At 72.5% G+C, this 935-nt stretch carries 2 pseudogenes; both read right to left on the bottom strand.

Annotated features, from left to right (window positions below):
- Positions 1 to 132, bottom strand: a pseudogene (gene glpX / locus VQ03_RS33520) (fructose-bisphosphatase class II); the annotation flags it as partial.
- A gap of 172 nt (positions 133 to 304) precedes the next feature.
- Positions 305 to 727 (bottom strand): annotated as a pseudogene (locus VQ03_RS30245) (ACT domain-containing protein); the annotation flags it as partial.
- Positions 728 to 935: the final 208 nt, after the last annotated feature.

Genomic DNA, 935 nt, shown 5'->3' with positions numbered 1-935 from the left:
GCCGGCCTTCTCGTTGCCCTGGCCCCGCAGGCGCGCCGCAGCCACCGCGGCGCGCTCGGTGACGCGCACCAGTTCGAGGGTCAGGATGCGCTCGATGACCTGGCTCGGCCCCGGCTTCTTGGCGTCCGACATGCGTTCGTGATCCTCGTTCTGGTCCTTCGGGCCGGGTCTTAAAGGAGAATCCGGCGCCGCAGAACTGAATTTTGTCAATCGGCCAGTCGGTCAACAGTGGATTGCGCGGAATTGTTTTCCGGCCAATCCGTCACCGGGGCAGGCGGCGATTTGCAGTGCCGAACGGCCGAACTCACTCCCGCTCGATGCGGATGAGCTGCGGCGGCTCGGAGAGGAGGCCGTCCGCCGCCATCGCGTCGAGGCTGGCGCGGATCGCCGCCTCGGTCGCCGCGTAGGTGATGAGCACCAGCGGCACCGGCAGGCCCGAGCGGCCGTGGCGGTCGCGGGCCGCCGCGCTCTCGGAGCGGTGCTGGAGAATGCTCTCCAGCGAGATCTCCCGCTCGGCCATCTTGGTGGCGACGCCGGCGGCGACGCCGGGTCGGTCGTGCACGGTCAGCCGGATGTAGTAGCCGCCCTGGTGGCGCTGCATCTCGGCCCGCACCGGGGGGTTAAGGCTCGCCACCGGGCGGCCGAAGGCCGGCGGCGTGCGGCCGGCCGCCACGTCGGCGATGTCGGCGACCACCGCCGAGGCGGTGGCCTCGCCCCGGCGCCGAGGCCGGCGAGAACCGCCTGCTCCTCCGCGTCCAGGGGGCCGTAGGCCGCGAGCTTGCGCACGATGGGATGGAGCAGGTGCCCGCCCGGATCGGGCGCGACGGAGGCGGAGTGGGTCATCGTCAGGGTCATGGTCGCGCCTCGCGGGCGAGCTGGCCGAGCACCAGGACGAGGTCCCGGGGCCAGGCCGGCTTGGTCAATCGGGGCGCGGG

Origin of the sequence: Methylobacterium tarhaniae, from assembly GCF_001043955.1 — a bacterium.
In the GTDB taxonomy this organism is placed as follows: Bacteria; Pseudomonadota; Alphaproteobacteria; order Rhizobiales; family Beijerinckiaceae; genus Methylobacterium; species Methylobacterium tarhaniae.
This window is presented reverse-complemented; position numbering and strand designations above follow the sequence as displayed.